This is a genomic window from Bacillus nitratireducens, assembly GCF_001884135.1.
Classification (GTDB): Bacteria; Bacillota; Bacilli; order Bacillales; family Bacillaceae_G; genus Bacillus_A; species Bacillus_A nitratireducens.
Genome location: NZ_MAOC01000007.1, coordinates 142,749 through 164,147 on the forward strand (window position 1 = coordinate 142,749; position 21,399 = coordinate 164,147).

The following is a 21,399-nucleotide window of genomic DNA, read 5'->3' on the forward strand; positions in this document are numbered from 1 at the left end:
GAAAAGTTTTTTAATGTTTAAAAAACATCACATTGCCATTGTATAAGATGATTGGCACGCTGTCTACAATAAAGTGTCAGAAAACTGAAATCGCTTTATTCTTTTTTGAAAATAATAATGTTCATATACCAAAATAAAAAAATAAGCTGTATATTCACAGCTTATTTTTAAATCATATCTTTAATTGGCGCAAATGATTTCCGATGTTCCTCTAACACTCCATGTGATTCAATCGCTTCTAAATGCTGTTTCGTCCCATATCCCATATGTTGTTCAAATCCATATGCAGGATACTTTTTACCTAACTCTTTCATCATACGATCTCTTGTCACTTTCGCAATAATAGATGCAGCTGAAATAGATATACTTTTCGCATCACCTTTAATGATTGATGTTTGTGGAATTGATGTAGGCAACTTCATCGCATCGATTAATAAATATTCTGGTGTACATGATAAATTGGCAACTGCATCTAACATCGCTTGCTTCGTTGCTTGATAAATATTGATTTCATCAATAATTTGTGGTGATACAATTCCAACTCCAATTGCAATCGCATGCTCTTTAATTTCATCATAAAAACGCTCTCGTTTCGCTTCACTCAACTTTTTCGAGTCATTTAACCCTGGAATATAAAACTCTTCCGGAAGGACAACAGCAGCTGTCACAACAGGTCCAGCTAACGGTCCTCGTCCCACTTCATCAATGCCCGCAATATACGTGATTCCTTTTTCACGCAAAGCATGTTCATACTTAGACATTTCTAGAAATTTCTCTTTTTCCTTGTGTGCCAACTCTTTTTGTTTATACCACTTCAAAATTAATTTTTGAACACCTTTTCTCTCGTCTTTCACTAACATTTGAAAACGTTCATCTTCTTCATTTATAATTTCTTTTAGCAAACATTCGGCTTCTTGTATAGTCATTTTTTGCATCTATCTATACTCCTTTTTAAACGTATCCAAAAAGAAAAGACGCACATACGCACGTCTTATACTTCTTCTACTTTCTCCACATCTTCTACCTGCTCTGCAAACTCTTCCGGTGTTTCAAACGTCATTTTCCCGAGTTTACCACCACGAAGCTCACGAAGTATAAGTTCAGATGTTTTATCATAGTCAATCATGCCGCCGCCCATTAGGCAACCTCTGTTTTTTCCGATTGCATCAAATAACTCCACAATATCTTCTGGAATGTCATTTAAATTATATCGCTCTTTTAATCGTTCTGGATAATGTTTCTCCATAAAACGTAATGCATAAACAGCTACATCTTGTAGATTTAAAATAGAGTCTTTAATTGCACCAGTCGTAGCTAGACGTAAACCAACTAATTGATCTTCAAATTTAGGCCACAAAATACCTGGTGTATCAAGTAACTCCATTTCTTTTCCAACTTTAATCCACTGCTGAGCCGTAGTTACTCCAGGACGATCTCCTGTTTTCGCGATATTTTTCTTCGCTAATTTATTAATCAAAGTAGATTTACCAACATTTGGAATACCTACGATTAAAGCACGAATCGCTCTCGGTCTAATACCTTTAGCAACCATTTTATCGAATTTTTCTTTAACAAGGATTTTACAAGCTGCTGCAATTTCTTTCATACCTTGTCCAGCTTGTGCATTAATTGAAATTGCCTTATGGCCCTTTTCTTTAAAATATGCGATCCATTGTTTCGTTAAACGATCATCTGCCATATCCGCCTTATTTAAAACAACCAACCTCGGTTTATGTGTAATAATTTCATCAATCATCGGATTTCGAGAAGATAAAGGTAATCGAGCATCTACAAGCTCAATTACAACATCGATTAACTTTAATTTTTCTGTTACTTGGCGTCTAGCCTTTGCCATATGTCCTGGGAACCATTGAATTGCCATGTTGCCACCTTCTTTTTCTGTTATTTCACAATACGTGCATCTTTTAACGGCCAATATAACATATTTGCATTACCAATTACTTGGTCCACTGAAATTGTACCAATCGTCCGGCTATCTTTACTAAAACGGCGATTATCACCTAAAACAAATAATTGACCTTCTGGAACAGTTTTCTTTCCAGTCATTTCTTCAAGAGTAAAATCATATGTAAGCGGTCCGTCAGAAATTTGTTTTTTCTGTTTGTCTAAGTACGGCTCCTCATAAGCTTTTCCATTAACGTATAGTTTATCATTACGATATTCGATTTCATCGCCTGGTAGGCCGATAATACGCTTAATATAATCTTTTTCTTCCGTCGCTCGAAATACAATAATATCAAAGCGCTTCGGATCACCTATGTGATAACCTATTTTATTAACAATCATTCGATCACGGTCATGTAAAGTTGGTGACATCGATACACCATCTACGAGAATTGGCGCAAAGAAAAACTGCCTAATAACGCCCGCTAATACAATAGCAATCAAAATTGCTTTGATCCATTCCCAAAGTGAACTCTTTTCTTTCTTCATGCATTTCCCCTCCACAGTTATGTAAGCTGCTCGTATTATATCAAAATTTTATATAGATTGGAAAAAGGGAGCTTGTGTATTTACAAGCTCCCATACATGTCTTATCGAATTTCTTTAATACGTGCTTTTTTACCGCGAAGGTTACGTAAGTAGTATAACTTAGCACGACGTACTTTACCACGGCGAAGTACTTCGATGTTCGCGATTCTTGGCGTGTGAACTGGGAATGTACGCTCAACACCTACGCCGTAAGAAATCTTACGAACTGTGAATGTTTCACTGATTCCGCCACCACGACGTTTGATTACAACACCTTCGAAAAGCTGAATTCTTTCACGAGTTCCCTCAACTACTTTTACGTGTACACGTAAAGTGTCTCCAGGACGGAATGAAGGAAGGTCAGTTTTTAATTGGCCTTTTGTAATTTCTGCGATTAATTGTTGCATATTAAATTCTCTCCTTTAAACAGATGCTCTTATAAAGTCTTAATAAATTACAGCGGAACATCGTTAATACGGCTACTGATTTCAGTAGCACAAATGTTATAATAGCATATTGCTAGGACTGTTGCAATAGAAAATATATCAAGCCCTTATTGGTCTTTTTTAATTTGCTCCAACCATTTCTCTTCCTGCTTAGATAATTCTCGCTCTTCTAGTAAATCTGGTCTACGCGTATACGTACGACGCAAGGATTCTTTATGGCGCCATTCATCAATGTTTTTATGATTTCCTGACATTAATACATCCGGTACCTTCATACCACGAAAATCAGCAGGACGTGTATAGTGTGGGTGTTCTAACAAACCTGTGCTAAAAGAGTCTTCCACTTGTGACGTTTGATTCCCTAGTACTCCTGGCAGGAGACGTACAACACTATCAGTAATTACCATTGAGGCTAGTTCTCCACCCGTCAATACGTAATCACCAATAGAAATCTCATCTGTTACAAGATGTTCACGAATTCGTTCATCGTACCCTTCATAATGGCCACATACAAAAATAACATGCTCTTCTTCAGCAAGCTCTTCTGCCTTCCTCTGCGTAAAACGCTCTCCTTGTGGACACATTAAGACGATTCTCGGTTTACGGTCTGTTTCCTTCGTTAACTCTTCCACCGCATCAAAGATAGGCTGAGGGGTTAATACCATCCCAGCGCCCCCACCATACGGATAATCATCTACACTATTATGCTTGCTAGTTGTATAATCACGGAAATTGACAACACGAAGCTCTACCGCTTCTTTTTCTTGTGCTTTCTTTAAAATTGAAGACCCAAACACACCCGTAAACATATCTGGAAACAATGTTAAAATGTCAATTTTCATTATAGCAACCCTTCCATTACATGAATGGTTACTAATTTATTCTCAATGTTAACTTGAAGCACAACGTCATCAATATAAGGAATTAAAAGATCTTGACCCTTTGGACGTTTAATCACCCATACATCATTCGCACCAGGAGATAAGATCTCTTTGATCGTTCCTAACGCTTCTCCTTCTTCCGTTACAACACTGCAACCAATAATTTCATGATAGTAGTATTCACCTTCAGCTAGTTCGCCTAACTGCTCTTCTGGTACTTTTATTAAAGAACCTTTCAACTTCTCTACTTCATCTACATTGTTGTATCCTTCAAGTGTTAATAAATCAAATGTCTTATGTTGACGATGAGAAGTTACCTTCACTGGAAGATAGTCTGTACCTTTCTCATTACATATGTATAACGTGTTTCCTACTTTATATCGCTCTTCCGGAAAATCAGTACGAGAAATTACACGAATTTCTCCTCTTACGCCATGAGTATTTACAATTTTCCCTACGTTAAACCATTTTGTCATAAATAGTATGTCACCCCTGGTTTCTATATAAATTAAGCATCTCCATTTCATATATGGAACATGCAACTTCTCTTTAAATGTTAAAAAAGGGAGAGGAATTAACTCCTCGCCCTTTTTACGTTTATTGAATTTCCAGTGTTACTTTTTCATCATTATGATGTCCCACTGAATACAAGAGCATTCGAATTGCTTTCGCAACCTTCCCTTGCTTTCCAATGACTTTTCCAACATCCTCAGGATGTACAGTTAATCGATACTTTATCTCTCCGTTGCAAAGTTCCTGTGTAACTTTTACATCTTCAGGATGATCGACAAGAGGCTTGACAATCGTCTCGACTAACTTCTTCATAGTCATTGCCTCAATTACTTACCTTGTTTAGATAAGTGGAATTTCTCCATGATACCTTGGTTAGAGAATAGGTTACGAACTGTATCAGATGGTTTAGCACCGTTTCCTAACCATTTTAATGCTGCTTCTTCGTTGATCTTAACTTCAGCTGGTTGAGCAACCGGATTGTAAGTACCGATTTCCTCAATGAAACGTCCGTCACGAGGAGAACGAGAATCTGCAACAACTACACGATAGAAAGGAGTTTTTTTAGCTCCCATACGTTTTAAACGAATTTTAACTGCCATTTATAAAGCACCTCCGAATTTATTTCACACAGATAATTATATTAGCAAAAAGACTATTGCTTTGTAAAGTATTTTTTCTTAACAGAGCCATCTTTTTTTCCTTACATGAATGGAAACTTCAATCCACCTAGTCCTTTTTTCTTACCTTTTTGCATTCCAGTCATCGACTTCATCATTTTTTTCATATCATCAAACTGCTTGATTAGACGATTAATTTCTTGTACGGTTGTACCGCTACCTTTGGCAATGCGTTTTTTACGACTAGCATTGATTATTTCCGGTTGTTCTCGCTCTAATTTAGTCATAGAACGAATAATTGCCTCAATATGCCCAATTTGTTTTTCATCAACTTGTGCATTTTTCAGCCCTTTAATTTTATTTGCACCAGGAAGCATTCCTAACAATTCGTCAAGCGGTCCAAGTTGACGCACTTGTCCAAGTTGTTCTAGGAAATCGTCAAGCGTAAACGAAAGCGTACGCATTTTTTGCTCAAGTTCTTTTGCTTTCTCTTCATCAACTGTAGCTTGCGCTTTTTCAATTAATGTTAAGACGTCACCCATCCCTAAAATACGGGATGCCATACGTTCTGGATGGAACGCTTCAATCGCATCTAGCTTTTCACCCATACCAGCAAATTTAATTGGTGTGTTTGTTACAGCCTTAATAGATAATGCCGCACCACCGCGCGTGTCACCATCTAATTTCGTTAATACAACACCTGTTAAACCTAACTGCTCATGGAAACTTTGTGCTACATTTACCGCGTCTTGTCCTGTCATCGCATCGACAACAAGGAAAATTTCATCCGGTTTCGCAACTTCTTTCACTTTCGCTAATTCATCCATTAGTTCTTCATCAATATGCAGGCGACCCGCTGTATCAATTAAAACGTAATCGTGATGATCTTCTTTTGCTTTTGCAATCGCTTGTTTCGCAATTTCAACTGGACTTACTTGATCTCCTAAAGAGAAAACAGGCATGTCCAATTGCTTCCCTAATGTTTCAAGCTGTTTAATCGCTGCTGGACGGTAAATATCTGCTGCAACAAGCATCGGTTTACGATTATACTTTTTACGAAGTAAATTCGCAAGCTTACCTGTTGTCGTTGTTTTACCCGCACCTTGCAGACCAACCATCATAATAACAGTCGGTGGCTTATTAGCAACAGCAATTTTGCTTTGCTCTCCGCCCATAAGTTCTGTAAGTTCTTCCTGTACGATTTTAATTACTTGTTGTCCAGGTGTCAAACTTTTCATTACATCTTGTCCGACAGCACGCTCAGACACACGCTTTATAAAATCTTTTACTACTTTAAAGTTAACATCTGCTTCTAAAAGAGCTAGACGAACTTCTCTCATCATTTCTTTCACATCGGCTTCAGAAACTTTTCCTTTGCCGCGGATTTTTTGCATTGTCTGTTGAAGTCGGTCGGCTAATCCTTCAAATGCCATATTGCCGCCCTCCTAATCTAATTTTTCGATAGCTTCAACAACTTGTTTCATTTCTTCATTCACATGCTCTTCTTCGCTGATTAGCTGTTTTAGCTTTGCAACAAGTCGCTGTCGCTCTTGAAACTTTTGAAGTAATACTAATTTTTCTTCATATTCTTCAAGCATCGCTTCAGTCCGTTTAATGTTATCATACACGGCTTGGCGGCTTACATCAAATTCTTCCGCAATTTCACCAAGAGATAAATCATCTAGATAATAAAGCGACATATAACTTCTTTGTTTTTGCGTTAACAACGATTGATAAAAATCAAATAAATAGTTCATTCTCGTTGTTTTCTCGAGCATGTTGGATCATCCTTTGTTAAGTGATTTCCCTTTACATGAATTAGTTTACATGGAGTATAAAAGAGTGTCAAGTTTTTTTCTTAACATCACATATTTTTTATAGAAAAAGAAGCGGAAATACCGCTTCTTTCACTTACACTTCTTCAGTTTCTACCAAGTTCGCGAATAAGCCATACACATATTGTTCTGGATCAAATTGCTGCAGATCATCCATTTGCTCTCCTAGTCCAACAAACTTCACCGGTACATCCATCTCGTTACGAATTGCTAATACGATACCACCTTTAGCAGTTCCGTCTAACTTCGTTAAAACAATACCAGTAACATTCGTTGCTTCACGGAATGTTTTTGCTTGACTTAATCCATTTTGTCCTGTTGTTGCATCAATAACAAGTAATACTTCATGAGGAGCTCCTGGTACTTCACGCTCAATTACACGCTTCACTTTCTCTAACTCTTTCATTAAGTTGACTTTGTTTTGCAGGCGTCCTGCTGTATCACATAGCAATACATCCACTTTACGAGCCTTCGCTGCCTGTACAGCATCGTACATAACAGCCGCCGGGTCAGACCCTGATCCTTGTTTAATTACTTCTACACCAACACGATCGCCCCATACTTCTAATTGTTCAATCGCTCCAGCACGGAATGTATCTCCTGCCGCCAATAGGACAGACTTTCCTTCCGATTTAAATTTATGTGCAAGCTTACCAATTGTCGTCGTTTTTCCTACACCATTAACACCAACAAATAAAACAACTGTTAATTGATCCTCTTGTATATTAACTTCATTGCTAAAGTCACTATCACCTTTGTAAATTCCCACTAACTTCTCAGAAATCACAGCCTGTACTTCTTTTGGATCTTGAATGTTACGACGTTGCACTTCTTCTTTCAACTGATCAATTAATTCCATTACTGTCGAGACTCCAACATCTGCACTAATTAAAATTTCTTCTAATTCCTCAAAGAAGTCTTCGTCTATTTTACGATAACGATACACTAAATCATTTACTTTATCAGCAAATGAATTTCTTGTTTTTTCCAATCCTTGTTTAAACTTCTCTGTTACTGTATCCGTTTGTTTTGAAATTTTTTCTTTTAATTTTTTAAAAAAGCTCATACTTCCCATCCTTCCTATTTACTTGCTACAAGTTCTTCGCCATCACCTAAACGAACAGAAACAAGCTTAGATACCCCTGATTCTTGCATTGTTACACCGTACAATACATCAGACTCTTCCATTGTACCTTTTCGGTGTGTAATTACAATAAACTGCGTTTCATCACTAAATTTCTTTAAATACTGCGCAAAACGAGCAACATTAGCCTCATCAAGAGCCGCTTCTACTTCATCTAGCACACAGAATGGGACTGGGCGTACTTTTAAAATACCAAATAAGAGCGCAATTGCCGTCAAAGCACGCTCTCCACCTGAAAGTAAACCTAAATTTTGTAGTTTCTTCCCTGGCGGTTGCGCCACAATATCAATACCAGTATTTAATAAATCTTCTGGATTTGTCATTACTAAATCCGCTCTTCCGCCTCCGAATAATTCAGAGAATACAGATTGAAACTCCGTTCGAATTCCTTCAAATGTAGTAGAAAAGCGTTTTTTCATCTCTTCATCCATTTCCGTAATAAGTTGATGTAACGTCGATTTCGCTTCTTCCAGGTCATCTCTTTGCTCTAGTAAGAATGTGTGACGTTCTGCTACACGTTCGTATTCATCAATTGCCCCTAAGTTTACTGCGCCTAGCTCTTCAATGGATAGTTTAATTAATTTCACCTTTTTACGCGCATCTTCTGCAGGCATCGTCATTGTATACTTCAGTTTTGCTGCTTCAAATGAAATAGTATATGTTTCACGTAAATGCTGCAATCTATTTTCCAACTCTACATCAAGTCGGTTAATTTTCACTTCTTGATCTTTCAACATCTCAAGAATATATTTATGTTTACCTATTGTTTCTTTCACACCGCGCTCTAAATGCTCCACTCTCTCTTGCAATGATACGCGTTGTTCACGACGCGAACGAATTAAATCCGAAGTTTGATTACGATCATATGCTTTCTTCTCTATCATATTCGTAATTTGGTCTTCGCCACTTGAATTAGACGTCATCTCTTGTTTTAAGAACGCTAAATCTTCTTTCGTTTTTACAAGTGTCGTATCAGTCTCTTCTTTTTCCTTCGTCAATCGTTCAACTTTTTCTTTTTGATTTGATAAACGTTGTTGTTGTTCAGCTGCTTGTACTTTTAGCTCAGTCATTTCCTTCTGAACTTTTTCTTTTGAAGAATGTTGCTCACTTTTTTGTTTCGTTAATGCGACGATTTTGCCATCTAATTCCGAGATTTCCGCTTGAAGAGTTGCTAAAATCTTTTCTAACTCTCCTTTTCGCCCTTGCATTTTCACTTGATCTTGTAAAAATCCTTCTATCTCTAAATCGTATATAGATAAACGATCGTTAATTCGATGCTCTTCTAATTCTAATCGATTAATTTCTTCTCTTAATTTTTGTTCATCTACACGCTCAGTTTCTACGCCTTGGCGTAGTTCGCGTATTTTCACTTCTTTTTCTTGAATCTCTTGCTTTACTGCTTTAACAAAGTTTTCCAGCTTCGTTGTTTTTTCTTCCATATCAGCTAGCTTTTTAGTCCATTCTTCAAGTTCACGCTGGCGCCCTAATAAAGAAGATTTCGCCTGTTTTACAGCTCCACCAGTCATAGAACCGCCAGGATTTACTACGTCACCTTCAAGCGTTACAATACGATAGCGATATTGTAATTGTTTCGCTAATTCATTTGCACCCCGTAAATCTTTCGCAACAACAACAGTACCTAATAGGCTTGAAACTACATTCTCATATTTATTGTTGTACTGCACAAGTTCTGCCGCCACACCAACAAACGCTGGATGTTGATTCACAATGCGTAATTGTTCAAATGATAACGATCTACTTTTAATAACAGCTTGAGGTAAAAACGTTGCACGACCATGTTTATTTTGCTTTAAAAATGTAATTGCATTACGTGCATGTTCTTCTGTTTGTACTACGATATGTTGCATCGCTGCCCCAAGGGCGATTTCCATTGCAATTTCATATTCTTTCGGCACAGTCAGAAGTTCTGCAACAGCTCCCTCGATACCTTGCAATCTATTTTCTCTAGCCTTTAATACTTCACGTACCCCTTGATAGAAACCAGAATAGTCCTCTTGCATTTCTTCTAGCATTTCTTTTCGAGAACGCGCCTGTTGCACAAATTGATACGCTTGATACAGTTTCGTTTCATTTTCACTATACTGAGACTTACATTTCCCAAGTGCCGTTTCTGTCTTCTGTATGTTAGAAATAATGCCAGCTACTTTCTCCTTCACTTGCTCATAACTTTCTACAAGTTTCGCTTTTTTCGCTGTAATTTCCATACGCATCTGTACATATTTTTCATTTTCTTCATCAAGGCGTTCATTTTTAGAATTTTGCTGTTTAGATTGTTCTTCAATCATAGATAATTCATTACGAAGACTTGCTTGTTGATTTAAAAGTTCAATATAATCACCTTTTAAATTCTCAATCTGTTCCTCTAGATTCACGGCAAAAGTTGCAAGTAGTTGCTCATTATCATGCAATTTCTTCTCCAACTCTTTTACTTGATTCACAAATTGCATTAACGCTTCGGTACTTGTTTCAATTTCGCCATCATAACTTTTAGCTTTCTCTACCAATTCAACAATTAGCTTTTCAAGCTGCGCACAATGCGTCGTCGCATTTTGCTTTCTTTCCTTTAACAACTCACGCTGCCCTTCTAGTTTCTCTAGTTCTTTACTAGAAAGAAGAAGAACTTCTTGTAAGGAGTTTACAGATTCATCAACCGCTTGTAATTGTCCACGTAATTCCTCAAGCTCTTCTTCACTTTTTTGTAAATTCGTCGACATCTTAACTTCTTCATCTTTATTATGCCCAAATTGATTTCGAAGCGCTTCCCATTTTTCATGTAATTCTTCAATTTCATGTACAATAAGCGCCGCTTCTACTTTTTCTAATTCTTCTTTTTTCTCAAGAAAATCTTTCGCTATAGAAGCTTGTCTTTCTAGTGGTTCTACTTGACTACTCAATTCATGTATAATATCTTGCACACGATTTAAGTTTTCTTGTGTTTCTGCTAATTTCCCTTCAGCTTTCTTTTTACGAAGTTTGTATTTCAGCACACCCGCAGCTTCCTCAAATACCCCTCGACGTTCTTCCGATTTGCTACTTAAAATCTCTTCGACTTTCCCCTGGCTAATAATTGAAAAAGCTTCTCTTCCCATACCAGAGTCCATAAATAAATCAATAATATCTTTCAATCTACAAGATTGTTTATTAATATAAAAATCACTATCACCCGAACGAGATACACGACGTGTTACACACACCTCGTTATATTCAATCGGTAATCGTTGGTCTTCATTATTTAAAGTTAATGTTACTTCAGCAATATTAACTGCTCTTCTCGTATCACTACCTGCAAAAATAATATCCTCCATTTTCGCACCGCGTAATGACTTTGCAGATTGTTCACCAAGTACCCAGCGAATCGCATCAGTAATATTACTTTTCCCGCTCCCGTTAGGTCCTACTACAGAAGTTACACCTGGAACAAAATCGACAGATACACGCTCAGCAAAAGATTTAAATCCTGCTATTTCTAATCTTTTTAAAAACACGAAAGGCCTTCCTCCTATTCTCCGTTGTTGTAAACATTGTCTGTACGAAAACAAGCTACTATACGGATTTCCCACTCCTTTTATTTATAAACAAAAGGAAAGTTTCATTCTATGCATAAGGAATCCCCCTCATTCAAAGGGGGATTCCTTATAGTTGTTCTTTTAATTTTTTCAATGCTTCTGCAGCAGCTTGTTGCTCTGCTTCTTTTTTCGACTTGCCACTACCAAGACCTAAAGCCACGTTATTTAACGTAACACGTGACACAAATTCTCGGTTATGGGCCGGTCCTTTTTCTTGCAAAATTTGATACTCAACGTTACCACTACCATCACGCTGAATCAATTCTTGCAATTGACTCTTATAATCCATCACATGAGAAAAAGCACCTTCATTAATTTTCGGATATACAACTTCTTTTAAGAATCCCCAAACTGTTTCAAGCCCTTGATCAAGATAAAGGGCACCAATAAACGCTTCAAAGACATCCGCTAATAAAGCTGGTCGTTCACGTCCACCCGTCATTTCCTCACCTTTCCCTAATAAAACAAGGCTACCAAATGACAATTCGTTTGCAAAACGAACAAGAGATGGCTCACATACAATAGCTGCACGTAGTTTTGTTAACTCTCCTTCGCTCATTGTCGGATATTTTTGAAACAGATACTGTGATACAGTGAGTTCCAATACAGCATCACCAAGAAATTCAAGACGCTCATTGTCCTCATGCGGTTTTTTTCGATGCTCATTCACATACGATGAATGCGTAAATGCTTGAATCAATAATTTTTCATCTGAAAACGTAATACCTATCTCTTCTTGAAATACTTTAAACGCTTCACGATATTTTGTTTCATACTTTTTTTCTCTATGTTTTCGGTACGGCATAGGTCCCTCCAGATATAAGCCGAGAAGCCCCGCTAAAAAACGGGACTTCACTTAAGCATTATAGATGACTCTCTATGTAAGTCACAGCATCGCCAACAGTAGCAATCTTTTCAGCATCTTCATCAGAAATTTCCATTTCGAATTCATCTTCCAATTGCATTACAAGTTCTACTACATCTAGGGAGTCTGCGCCTAAATCTTCTTTAAAGCTCGCAGCTGGTACTACTTCAGTTTCTTCTACACCTAAACGATCAACGATGATTTTTGTTACACGCTCTAAAACATCTGCCATTCCATTCACCTCCCCTCAAATATTATATAAAATATTGTCCAAAAAAACTAGGTGAAATCGATTCTTTTATTACATTACCATTCCGCCATCAACATTTAACGTTTGTCCTGTAATATATTTGCTTTGATCAGAAGCGAAAAACGTTACAGTATTTGCGATATCTTGCGCTTCACCAAACTGAGCTGCAGGAATTAACTTTAACATTTCGGCTTTTATATTTTCATCTAATACATCCGTCATATCAGTCGCAATAAACCCTGGAGCAATTGCATTTACAGTAATATTTCGGCTCGCTAATTCTTTTGCTGATGTTTTTGTTAATCCAATTACACCAGCTTTAGCAGCAACATAGTTTGCTTGTCCTGGGTTTCCTGTTACTCCAACAACAGAAGCGATATTAATAATACGTCCATGACGTTGACGCATCATATAACGAGATACTGCCTTCGTACATAAGAATACACCTTTTAAGTTTGTATTAATAACTGTATCCCATTCTTCTTCTTTCATACGCATTAATAAATTATCTTTTGTTACACCAGCGTTATTTACAAGAATATCTACTTGTCCAAACGTATCTACAGTTTGTTTCACCATATTCGTAACATCTTCAGCATTTGCAACATCTGCTCTTACTGCAATAGCATCTGAACCTAATTTCTTTATTTCATCGACTACTTCATTCGCCTTTTGCTCATTACCAGCATAATTTACTACCACATTTGCCCCTTGTTTCGCTAAATCAATCGCAATCGCACGACCAATTCCACGTGAAGCGCCAGTTACTAATGCTACTTTCCCTTTTAACATCAGTTTTCTCCTCTCAAATTTGAAATGGTATCTTTTAATGTCTCTTCGTCATATATCGCATATGCTTTCACAGAAGAGTCAATCGACTTCATAAGACCAGCAAGTACTTTTCCAGGGCCGATTTCAATAAATGTATCTACCCCTTGATTCACCATATACTCAATGGATGGATACCATAATACAGGCGAATAGAGCTGTTCAATCAGCTTTTCTTTAATATCTGTACCACGTGTAATAACGTCCGCTGTAACATTTGCAATAACAGGAATATCTGTGTCTTGAATTGTAATTTCATTTAAAACACTTTGGAATCTCTCAGCAGCTGGCTTCATAAGTGAGGAATGAAATGGTCCACTTACTTTAAGAGGAATTGCTCTTTTAGCACCATTTTCTTTCGCTCTTTGAGAAGCAAGTTCTACTCCTTGATTTGTTCCAGAAATAACAATTTGCTTCGTGCTATTCATATTAGCAATTTGCACCGCATATCCTTCACTTGTTACTTCTTCTGTAACTTGTTTCAGCATTTCCGGATCAGCACCTAAAATAGCTGCCATCGCACCTTCCCCACCCGGAACTGCTTCTTCCATATATTCCCCACGTTTCCTTACAGCATATACAGCATCTTCAAAAGTTAATGCACCCGCTGCTACAAGAGCGCTATATTCACCTAAACTATGTCCCGCGACAAAATCTGGTGTAATATCATACTCATTCAAAGCTGTTAAAATTGCAAAACTCGTTGTTAATAAAGCAGGTTGCGCATTTGTCGTTAATGTTAGCTTTTCCTGTGGCCCTTCAAAAATCACTTCTGACAGTGAATCTTGCAGCACCTCATCCGCTTTCGCAAACACTTTCGCAACCTCGTTATTATTCTCCGCTAACTGTCTACCCATTCCAACTGCCTGTGAACCTTGGCCCGGAAAAAGAAATGCTAGTTTTCCCATTTCAAATCCTCCTCTTATTGAAGCGGCTCTTTCTCCATTACACTTGAAATTGTAGGAATTACTTCTTTCGCTACCATTTCTCTTGTTTGACGAATCGCACTAAATATCGATTGGTCATTTGAAGAACCATGAGCCTTAATGACAGGAGCTTTTAAGCCAAACAATGCCGCTCCTCCATACTCCGAATAATCCATTTTATCTTTTAATACCATAAGTTTTGGTTTTAATACCGCTGCTGCTAATTTGCTCGTAAACGAACTCATTAATTGCTCTTTTAACATAGAGAATAATGCAAGTGCTGTTCCTTCTAATGATTTTAGAGCTACGTTACCTGTAAAACCATCACATACAACAACATCTGCTACACCTTGCAATAAGTCTCTTGATTCAACGTTTCCAACAAAATTAATTGGTGCATCCTTGAGCATAGCAAAGACTTGTTTTGAAAGCTCGTTTCCTTTGCCATCCTCTGTCCCAACGTTTAAAAGTCCAACGCGAGGATTTTTAATTCCTCTTACCTTCTCTGCATAAACAGAGCCCATTACTGCATATTGATATAAATGAATTGGTTTTGCATCAACGTTTGCTCCAACATCTAACATCACAAAGCCTTCTCCATCAACAGTTGGCATTGTAGGTGATAAAGCTGGTCGTTCAATTCCTTCCATACGACCAACAACAAACAATCCAGCTGCCATTAAAGCTCCTGTACTTCCTGCTGAGATACAAGCATCCGCTACGCCGTTCTTCACTTGCTCTGCTGCTAGTACCATTGAAGCTTGTTTTTTTCGGCGAACCGCTCTTACTGGTTCATCTATCGATTCGATTTTTTCGTCTGTATGAAGTATAGTAATTCGCTCTTCACTCGTTAAGTATTGACGAATTTCCTCTTCTTTCCCTACTAACGTAATATGTAAATCTGAGTATTCCTTAATAGCTTTCATTGCTCCTAATACTACAGCCTTTGGAGCATGATCGCCGCCCATTGCATCTATTGCGATTTTCATAAGTTGTTACCTTCCTCACTATAATTACTAGATCGATACATTTCAAAAGTGCCTGTAAAAACAAGTTCTTCTCCAACAAAGCTACGCACTTTGACAACCGTCCGTCCTTTACCATTCTCTACATCTTCAACACGTGCTTTTGCAACAACACGTTCTCCTAATTTTACAGGACGAATGTATCGAATGGTAGACTTTGCAGTTAAAGCTAATTCTTCATCAATAACTGCAACAGCTAGTGAGTTTGCTTGCGCAAACAAATGATGCCCACGAGCAATTTGATTTCTTTTAAATACATGTTCTACCTTTACTTCAAAGATAGAAATCGCATGTCTATCTAATTCTATATCGATAATTTCTCCGACAACCTCTTCTAACGGTAAAGATTTCACATCTTCTTCATGTTGTTTTGTAGCCACATGCTTAATTCGTTCTCTTAATTCAGGAATAGATAATTCCATACGATCAAGACGAACAGTTTGTATGCTCACTTGAAATTTTTCCGCTAAATCTTCATCCGTTATAAAAGGATTCGTTTCTATTGTTTGTTGTAATAATTCTTGTCTTTCTTTTTTACTTCTTCTTTTTTTCATACCGCACCATCCATTTTTATGACTAGGTACTAACAGTAGTATATAATCATTAAAAGTAGAATGCAACAAAAACTTTTGCAGACTACTCTTAGTCGAGCTTCTCTCCCTGGAACACACCTGTTCCGTCAAGATAAGTACGCAACGAAGCATACTGATCATTGTGCCAAAACGCTTCTGAATCAACTAGTATCGCCGCATCTTGTCTCGCTGTTTCTAACGCTCGATAATCATGTACCATATCAGCAACCTTAAACTCTGGTAGACCACTTTGCTTACTTCCAAAGAAATCTCCAGGACCTCGTAACTCTAAATCTTTTTCTGACAATACAAATCCATCATTTGTTTCAGTCATAATGCGCATTCTTTCTTTTCCCGTTTCTGATTTCGGGTCCGCAATTAATAAACAATACGATTGTTCACTACCACGCCCAACGCGCCCCCTAAGCTGATGAAGCTGCGATAAACCGAAACGCTCCGCGTCATAAATAACCATAACAGTCGCATTCGGTACATTCACACCTACTTCAACAACTGTTGTCGATACAAGAATTTGCACTTTATTTTCACTAAACTGTCCCATTATCTCTTCTTTTTCTTGAGATGATAGTCTCCCATGCATTAATCCAACTTGGCATTTCCCTTGATAATGATGAGTCAGCATACTATGTAAGTCGATAGCATTTTGTACATCCAACTTCTCAGACTCTTCAATTAGAGGACAAATAACATATGCCTGTCTTCCTTTTTTGATCTCTTTCTCCACAAAACCGAGAACGCGATCTAACATATCATGTTTTGCCCAATACGTTTCGATCACCTTTCTACCAGCTGGCATTTCATCGATAATAGAAACGTCCATCTCTCCAAATGCAGTGATAGCTAACGTACGCGGGATTGGGGTCGCCGTCATAAACAACACATCTGGACTTTCGCCTTTCTCACGTAAAACCCGGCGCTGCGCTACACCAAATCGATGCTGTTCATCCGTAATAACGAGACCTAACCTATGAAATATAACTTCATCTTGAATTAAAGCGTGCGTCCCAACAAGGATATCTACTTCTCCTTGCTCTAATCTCGCCAAAATCTCTCGACGTCTCGCACCTTTAACAGAACTTGTTAGCAGTTCAACCTTCATACCGAAATGTGAAAACGTCTCAGCGAGCGACTGATAATGTTGTTCAGCTAAAATTTCCGTAGGAACCATCATAGCACCTTGATAATGAGCTAATTTCGCTCCATAAAGTGCAATCGCAGCAACAACTGTTTTCCCAGAACCTACATCCCCTTGCAATAATCGATTCATGCGATAGGGAGATGTCATATCTTTCATTATTTCATCTACAACCCGGCTTTGTGCGCCAGTTAACGGAAACGGAAGTGCATCAGTAAACTCTTGCAATTCTACTGATGAAATTTCTTTTTTCGTGCCCTTTGAATTTTCCCTTTCCATTTTCCGTAATGTTTGCATTTTCAACTGGAACAAGAAAAACTCCTCATATACAAAACGGCGCCGTGCTTGCTTTAAGTCTTCCTGTCCCACTGGAAAATGTAACGCTTTGAGTGCTTCATAACGTGGTAATAACTTATACCTACTTAACAAACCGTCAGGTAACACTTCAATTATAGAGTCTCCATATTCCTTTAAAGCCTGGGCAATAAAACGGCGCACCTGCTTTACTGTCAACTTCCCTTTCACTGAATATACTGGCTCTACTTCTTGTTGACGCACAGCCGGTCCAAAATGAAGTTCTGATACAGCGATCGTTTGGCGATGCTGATCCCATTTACCAGTAATCGTTACCGTTTCATCTAGCTTTAACTTTTGTTTATAATAGGGTCTATTAAAACATACGGCTGTAATTAAATAACGCCCGACAAGAACACGAACTGTAAGACGCGACTTTTTCTTTCCATAGTATTGAAGTAAAGGGGCACTATGTACTTTCCCTTCAACCGTCACACGCTCATCATGCTTTACTTCAGCAAGATCTTTCATCGCATAGTCTTCATAACGGTACGGAAAATGTTCTAATAGATGAGAAACTGTATAAATTCCCATCTCGTGTAATAACTCAGATGTTTCTCCTCCGATTCCCTTTACATCCGTAACAGGAACTTGTACAACTTCATTCAAGATTCTCACGCTCCGTCACATTATTTTCTTCGATTCATTCTATTGATTCTCCATTAACATCATTGACATCTGTAATCTCTCTCTTTCACCCTATATATTCTATCATAGGCATTCTAAGAGAAACTACTCTAATCCCTCTATATAAAGTGAAACTATAATCAGTGGGGTTTTGTTCATCCCCCACTGATTATTAGCCCTCACCAATCGGGCTTTTACGGGCAGTTAATCTCCCAACTAACTTCTTTGCTCTAGCCGAATTTAGGGGTGGAAATTTTACTGCCCACAAATAGCGGGACAAAACAAAGATATACAACACGCAAGAAAAGAGCCTCACTATTAGCAGCAAGGCTCTTTTCTATCATCAATATGCTAGCCTTTTGAATAAAAACTAGTAATAAATTTCATATCACTACTTTTCATCCATTAGCAAGTAAGTAATCCATTTATTTTTAAAACGAATCTTTTCTTATTCTACAGAGAAGATGAAAGAATACACCGGTTGGTTCCCTGCATGTACTTCTACTTCTGCATCTTCAAAGTTCTCTTCAACAAACGCAACTAATTCAGCCACTTCTTCGTCTGTTGCATCTTCACCTTGTAGAATCGTTACGATTTCAGAATCCTCATCAATTAGTGCTTCTAGTAATTGCTTCGCAGCTCCTACTTTTTCAGCGTTTGTTGATACGATTTTTCCATCTGCAATACACATGAAATCATCTTTTTGAATTGCCACACCGTCAATTTCCGTATCACGAACAGCATACGTAATTTGACCTGTTTTCACATGAGATAAAGCTTCGTTCATGTTTTCTTTATTCTCTTCTAACGTTCCAACTGGATTAAATGCTAACATTGCAGCCATACCTTGAGGAACTGTTTTCGAACGAACAACAATAACTTCTTGATCTACTACTGAAGCTGCTTGTTCTGCTGCCATTACGATATTTCCGTTATTTGGTAAAATGATGATCTTTTCAGCATTCGCCTCTTCAATCGCCTTCACGATATCCTCCGTACTTGGATTCATCGTTTGGCCACCTTCGATAACTTTCGTTGCGCCAATGCTCTCAAATAAAGTTTTAATACCAGATCCCATAGCTACAGTCACAATACCATACGGTTGTTTCTCTTTTGGTTGATTCGTTTGTTCAGGCACCATAGTAGGTTCATCTAATAAAGCCGTATGCTGTTCACGCATATTTTCTACTTTAATCTTAATTAGACTACCGTAGCGTTGTCCATAGTTCATAGGATCTCCAGGATGTTCCGCATGAATATGAACCTTAACAACCTCATCATCTGATACAACAAGTAGTGAATCTCCGTACACACTAATATCTTCACGGAATTTTTGTTCAGAGAAATTATGTTCCTTCATTTTTTCAGGCTCTAATTTCACCATGAATTCCGTACAATATCCATACTTAATATCTTCTGTACTCAATTGGCTTTGTACACTACGGTGATGTTCTGCGCGTACCATGTCATTCATAGATGGTTGCGTCTGCACATTAGAAGAAATCGTTTCTCCTTTTAAGTCAGCTAAAAATCCTTCATATACAACAACTAGACCTTTACCACCGCTATCTACAACGCCAACTTGTTTTAATACAGGTAATAAATCTGGCGTACGATTTAACGATGCATTCGCTTCTTTTACAACGTCTTCCATAAACAAAACAAAGTCGCGCTGTTTTTTCGCAACTGTCACTGCATATTTACCCGTTTCTCTTGCAACCGTTAAAATCGTTCCTTCAATTGGTTTCATAACCGCTTTATACGCTGCCTCTACTCCAGCCTCTAAAGCTGCAGCAAAATCAACTGTTGTTAATTCTTCTTTTTGTTCAATGGATTTAGAAAAACCACGGAATAACTGAGATAAAATAACCCCAGAGTTACCACGAGCTCCCATTAATAATCCTTTGGCTAAACTTACGCCGACTTTACCAGCATGCTGTGAAGGATTTTCTTTCACTTCACGTGCGCCTGAAGTCATTGATAAGTTCATGTTTGTACCGGTATCGCCATCTGGAACTGGAAATACGTTTAACGCATCAACAAGCTGAACATTATTTGTTAAATTATTTGCTCCTTGAATGATCATTTGTGATAAACGTTTTCCATCAATTTTTTGAATTGACACAGATTTTCCTCCTTAATGCACATTACAAGTTTATTACTTTAACTCCTTGTACGTAGATGTTTACAGAATCTACTGCTAGTCCTACAGTTTGATCTAATGTATATTTCACTTTAGTCTGCACGTTATGTGCTACTTCTGAAATTTTCGTACCATAGCTCACAATAATATACATATCAATATGTACTTCATCTTCATCTTTACGAACAATAACACCTCTAGTGAAGTTTTCTTTTCGTAAAATGTCTGTTAATCCATCTTTTAACTGATTTTTTGATGCCATACCTACGATACCGTAGCAATCTACTGCGGCACCTCCAGCAATTGTTGCAATTACATCTGTACTAATATCAATTTGACCGTACTTCGTTTTAATTTCAATTGACATCTCGTTTCCCCCTTCATAAATGGTGAAAGTGAGCTAGACTACTTTAGTTACTATCATATAATCTTTTTAAAGAAAATTCCATCGTTCTTTCTTTTCACTCTCATATTTTATGTTTTATACTACAACTTTTCTATGATGAGCAAAATAGTCCATTGTTATTATACAACATGTACCACTATAATATGTCAAGCAATTTTTCTTGATTTCAGCTTTTCTTCATTGATATATGGTGTCAAGCAATTTTTCTTGATTTCAGCTTTTCTTCATTGATATATGGTGTCAAGTAATTTTTCTTGATTTCTTTTTTCTACGGTGTTGCATTCTCTTTTTAGTTGTGTTAAATTATAGTAGTGTTTTTAGCATCGCAAAAAAGACTAACATTGAAAAATTACGTATGGTAAGGTATCAAGGGAGGGAAATATAAATGGCTCGTGTTTGTGCTATCACTGGAAGAAAAGCTCGTTCTGGTAACTCTCGTTCTCACGCAATGAACGCTACAAAACGTAAATGGGGCGCTAACCTTCAAAAAGTTCGCGTACGCATCGACGGAAAAGTTCAACGTGTTTACGTTTCTGCTAGAGCATTAAAATCTGGCAAAATCGAACGTGTTTAATAATAAAAAAAAGAGCCGCTAGGCTCTTTTTTTATTATTAAAATGGAAAAAGCACCGGTAATAGGTGCTTTTTTTAGTCTTTTTTGAAGGTATTTAACATCGCACGTACAATTCCACCAAGAAATTTAGGTAACTTAATTGTATAAAATCTCATGGT

Annotated in this window: 23 protein-coding genes; 1 reads left to right on the top strand and 22 read right to left on the bottom strand. The window is 37.6% G+C overall.

Annotated elements, in window-relative coordinates; all coding sequences use genetic code 11:
• Window positions 1-167 precede the first annotated feature (167 nt).
• The 21 genes from BAU23_RS02115 to BAU23_RS02215 form a co-directional block, all read right to left on the bottom strand.
• Window positions 168-935, bottom strand: coding sequence for a ribonuclease HII (locus tag BAU23_RS02115; protein WP_001171124.1), 768 nt, complete (start codon window positions 933-935; stop codon window positions 168-170).
• Window positions 936-991: 56 nt separating this feature from the next.
• A complete protein-coding gene (ylqF, locus tag BAU23_RS02120) occupies window positions 992-1,882 on the bottom strand; it encodes a ribosome biogenesis GTPase YlqF (protein WP_001007645.1) in 891 nt (296 codons plus the stop codon).
• Window positions 1,883-1,902: 20 nt separating this feature from the next.
• On the bottom strand, window positions 1,903-2,454 hold the full coding sequence (lepB, locus tag BAU23_RS02125) for a signal peptidase I (protein ID WP_000711850.1): 552 nt from the start codon (window positions 2,452-2,454) through the stop codon (window positions 1,903-1,905).
• A 101-nt stretch (window positions 2,455-2,555) separates the two neighbouring features.
• Window positions 2,556-2,900, bottom strand: a complete 345-nt coding sequence (gene rplS / locus BAU23_RS02130; protein WP_001186517.1) for a 50S ribosomal protein L19 — start codon at window positions 2,898-2,900, stop codon at window positions 2,556-2,558.
• A 146-nt stretch (window positions 2,901-3,046) separates the two neighbouring features.
• Complete coding sequence (gene trmD, locus BAU23_RS02135) at window positions 3,047-3,781, bottom strand: tRNA (guanosine(37)-N1)-methyltransferase TrmD (RefSeq protein WP_000686893.1); 735 nt, start codon at window positions 3,779-3,781, stop codon at window positions 3,047-3,049.
• Window positions 3,781-4,296 carry a ribosome maturation factor RimM gene (rimM, locus tag BAU23_RS02140; protein WP_000170271.1) on the bottom strand — a complete coding sequence of 172 codons (516 nt, stop codon included), beginning with the start codon at window positions 4,294-4,296 and terminating at the stop codon, window positions 3,781-3,783. Before rimM ends, trmD begins: the two co-directional genes overlap by 1 nt.
• Before the next feature lie 121 nt (window positions 4,297-4,417).
• On the bottom strand, window positions 4,418-4,645 hold the full coding sequence (locus BAU23_RS02145) for a KH domain-containing protein (RefSeq protein ID WP_000737392.1): 228 nt from the start codon (window positions 4,643-4,645) through the stop codon (window positions 4,418-4,420).
• 14 nt (window positions 4,646-4,659) lie between these two features.
• A complete protein-coding gene (rpsP, locus tag BAU23_RS02150; protein WP_000268750.1) occupies window positions 4,660-4,932 on the bottom strand; it encodes a 30S ribosomal protein S16 in 273 nt (90 codons plus the stop codon).
• A gap of 101 nt (window positions 4,933-5,033) precedes the next feature.
• A complete protein-coding gene (ffh, locus tag BAU23_RS02155; RefSeq protein ID WP_000863455.1) occupies window positions 5,034-6,383 on the bottom strand; it encodes a signal recognition particle protein in 1,350 nt (449 codons plus the stop codon).
• Window positions 6,384-6,395: 12 nt separating this feature from the next.
• Window positions 6,396-6,728, bottom strand: coding sequence for a putative DNA-binding protein (locus BAU23_RS02160; RefSeq protein WP_000891062.1), 333 nt, complete (start codon window positions 6,726-6,728; stop codon window positions 6,396-6,398).
• 133 nt (window positions 6,729-6,861) lie between these two features.
• Window positions 6,862-7,851, bottom strand: coding sequence for a signal recognition particle-docking protein FtsY (gene ftsY, locus BAU23_RS02165; RefSeq protein ID WP_000007653.1), 990 nt, complete (start codon window positions 7,849-7,851; stop codon window positions 6,862-6,864).
• Window positions 7,852-7,865: 14 nt separating this feature from the next.
• Window positions 7,866-11,435: a chromosome segregation protein SMC gene (gene smc / locus BAU23_RS02170; protein WP_000478958.1), complete on the bottom strand. Its 3,570-nt coding sequence runs from the start codon at window positions 11,433-11,435 to the stop codon at window positions 7,866-7,868.
• A gap of 148 nt (window positions 11,436-11,583) precedes the next feature.
• The gene (rncS, locus tag BAU23_RS02175; protein WP_001146869.1) at window positions 11,584-12,321 is read right to left on the bottom strand and encodes a ribonuclease III; all 738 of its coding nucleotides are present in this window, start codon (window positions 12,319-12,321) and stop codon (window positions 11,584-11,586) included.
• A 58-nt stretch (window positions 12,322-12,379) separates the two neighbouring features.
• Window positions 12,380-12,613, bottom strand: a complete 234-nt coding sequence (gene acpP, locus BAU23_RS02180; RefSeq protein WP_000786062.1) for an acyl carrier protein — start codon at window positions 12,611-12,613, stop codon at window positions 12,380-12,382.
• Window positions 12,614-12,682: 69 nt separating this feature from the next.
• Entirely contained in the window at window positions 12,683-13,423 is a 741-nt protein-coding gene (gene fabG / locus BAU23_RS02185) for a 3-oxoacyl-[acyl-carrier-protein] reductase (RefSeq protein ID WP_000911778.1), read from the bottom strand.
• Entirely contained in the window at window positions 13,423-14,367 is a 945-nt protein-coding gene (fabD, locus tag BAU23_RS02190) for an ACP S-malonyltransferase (RefSeq protein WP_071733453.1), read from the bottom strand. Before fabD ends, fabG begins: the two co-directional genes overlap by 1 nt.
• A 14-nt stretch (window positions 14,368-14,381) precedes the next feature.
• Window positions 14,382-15,374 (bottom strand): phosphate acyltransferase PlsX, encoded by a 993-nt coding sequence (gene plsX, locus BAU23_RS02195; RefSeq protein WP_071733455.1) that lies wholly within the window; start codon window positions 15,372-15,374, stop codon window positions 14,382-14,384.
• Window positions 15,371-15,964, bottom strand: a complete 594-nt coding sequence (gene fapR / locus BAU23_RS02200; protein WP_000747353.1) for a transcription factor FapR — start codon at window positions 15,962-15,964, stop codon at window positions 15,371-15,373. The genes plsX and fapR overlap by 4 nt, the downstream gene beginning before the upstream one ends.
• 88 nt (window positions 15,965-16,052) lie before the next feature.
• A complete protein-coding gene (recG, locus tag BAU23_RS02205) occupies window positions 16,053-18,101 on the bottom strand; it encodes an ATP-dependent DNA helicase RecG (protein WP_001006874.1) in 2,049 nt (682 codons plus the stop codon).
• Window positions 18,102-18,567: 466 nt separating this feature from the next.
• Window positions 18,568-20,244 (bottom strand): DAK2 domain-containing protein, encoded by a 1,677-nt coding sequence (locus BAU23_RS02210; protein WP_000027116.1) that lies wholly within the window; start codon window positions 20,242-20,244, stop codon window positions 18,568-18,570.
• A gap of 22 nt (window positions 20,245-20,266) precedes the next feature.
• Window positions 20,267-20,629, bottom strand: a complete 363-nt coding sequence (locus tag BAU23_RS02215) for an Asp23/Gls24 family envelope stress response protein (RefSeq protein WP_000021109.1) — start codon at window positions 20,627-20,629, stop codon at window positions 20,267-20,269.
• Window positions 20,630-21,053: 424 nt separating this feature from the next.
• On the opposite strand from BAU23_RS02215, the gene rpmB reads away from it, so the two are divergent.
• Complete coding sequence (gene rpmB / locus BAU23_RS02220; protein WP_000124776.1) at window positions 21,054-21,242, top strand: 50S ribosomal protein L28; 189 nt, start codon at window positions 21,054-21,056, stop codon at window positions 21,240-21,242.
• Window positions 21,243-21,315: 73 nt separating this feature from the next.
• Here the strand turns inward: rpmB and spoVM are convergent, their stop codons facing one another.
• Complete coding sequence (gene spoVM / locus BAU23_RS02225) at window positions 21,316-21,396, bottom strand: stage V sporulation protein SpoVM (protein WP_001213599.1); 81 nt, start codon at window positions 21,394-21,396, stop codon at window positions 21,316-21,318.
• Window positions 21,397-21,399 lie beyond the last annotated feature (3 nt).

Bases quoted from the DNA above. Each gene is read 5' to 3' on its own strand.
- BAU23_RS02115 (WP_001171124.1), bottom strand. From the start codon at position 935: ATGCAAAAAATGACTATACAAGAAGCCGAATGTTTGCTAAAAGAAATT.
- ylqF (WP_001007645.1), bottom strand. From the start codon at position 1,882: ATGGCAATTCAATGGTTCCCAGGACATATGGCAAAGGCTAGACGCCAA.
- lepB (WP_000711850.1), bottom strand. From the start codon at position 2,454: ATGAAGAAAGAAAAGAGTTCACTTTGGGAATGGATCAAAGCAATTTTG.
- rplS (WP_001186517.1), bottom strand. From the start codon at position 2,900: ATGCAACAATTAATCGCAGAAATTACAAAAGGCCAATTAAAAACTGAC.
- trmD (WP_000686893.1), bottom strand. From the start codon at position 3,781: ATGAAAATTGACATTTTAACATTGTTTCCAGATATGTTTACGGGTGTG.
- rimM (WP_000170271.1), bottom strand. From the start codon at position 4,296: ATGACAAAATGGTTTAACGTAGGGAAAATTGTAAATACTCATGGCGTA.
- BAU23_RS02145 (WP_000737392.1), bottom strand. From the start codon at position 4,645: ATGAAGAAGTTAGTCGAGACGATTGTCAAGCCTCTTGTCGATCATCCT.
- rpsP (WP_000268750.1), bottom strand. From the start codon at position 4,932: ATGGCAGTTAAAATTCGTTTAAAACGTATGGGAGCTAAAAAAACTCCT.
- ffh (WP_000863455.1), bottom strand. From the start codon at position 6,383: ATGGCATTTGAAGGATTAGCCGACCGACTTCAACAGACAATGCAAAAA.
- BAU23_RS02160 (WP_000891062.1), bottom strand. From the start codon at position 6,728: ATGCTCGAGAAAACAACGAGAATGAACTATTTATTTGATTTTTATCAA.
- ftsY (WP_000007653.1), bottom strand. From the start codon at position 7,851: ATGAGCTTTTTTAAAAAATTAAAAGAAAAAATTTCAAAACAAACGGAT.
- rncS (WP_001146869.1), bottom strand. From the start codon at position 12,321: ATGCCGTACCGAAAACATAGAGAAAAAAAGTATGAAACAAAATATCGT.
- acpP (WP_000786062.1), bottom strand. From the start codon at position 12,613: ATGGCAGATGTTTTAGAGCGTGTAACAAAAATCATCGTTGATCGTTTA.
- fabG (WP_000911778.1), bottom strand. From the start codon at position 13,423: ATGTTAAAAGGGAAAGTAGCATTAGTAACTGGCGCTTCACGTGGAATT.
- fabD (WP_071733453.1), bottom strand. From the start codon at position 14,367: ATGGGAAAACTAGCATTTCTTTTTCCGGGCCAAGGTTCACAGGCAGTT.
- plsX (WP_071733455.1), bottom strand. From the start codon at position 15,374: ATGAAAATCGCAATAGATGCAATGGGCGGCGATCATGCTCCAAAGGCT.
- fapR (WP_000747353.1), bottom strand. From the start codon at position 15,964: ATGAAAAAAAGAAGAAGTAAAAAAGAAAGACAAGAATTATTACAACAA.
- BAU23_RS02215 (WP_000021109.1), bottom strand. From the start codon at position 20,629: ATGTCAATTGAAATTAAAACGAAGTACGGTCAAATTGATATTAGTACA.
- rpmB (WP_000124776.1), top strand. From the start codon at position 21,054: ATGGCTCGTGTTTGTGCTATCACTGGAAGAAAAGCTCGTTCTGGTAAC.
- spoVM (WP_001213599.1), bottom strand. From the start codon at position 21,396: ATGAGATTTTATACAATTAAGTTACCTAAATTTCTTGGTGGAATTGTA.